The sequence below is a fragment of the Bacillus sp. EKM420B genome (assembly GCF_011065565.1).
Taxonomy (GTDB): domain Bacteria; phylum Bacillota; class Bacilli; order Bacillales; family Bacillaceae; genus Bacillus; species Bacillus velezensis.
In genome coordinates, this window is sequence record NZ_JAAMNX010000041.1 from 1 (window position 1) to 267 (window position 267).

Consider the following 267-nt stretch of genomic DNA (forward strand, 5'->3'; position numbering starts at 1 on the left):
AAGCTATATAACAAGGAAGAAATAAACATTATCGGTTCCCATTTGCAAAGACTTATGGAACAAGCAATTGCAGCACCACACACGAAATTAACCGAATTAGGCATGACAAATGAAGCGGAAGAAATGAAAGAATTAGTACAGTTTAACGCAACGGATCGTGACTATCCAAGAGACAAGACCATTGTCCAATTATTTGAGGAACAAGTAGCAAGAACACCCCATAATACAGCAGTGGTATGCGGGAATGAGCAATTGAGTTACGCTGAA

Annotated in this window: 1 protein-coding gene; it reads left to right on the forward strand. The window is 39.3% G+C overall.

Annotated features, from left to right (window positions below; all coding sequences use genetic code 11):
- Positions 1 to 267: hypothetical protein (locus G9F48_RS19430; protein WP_165409988.1), on the forward strand; the 267-nt coding region annotated here is incomplete at both ends.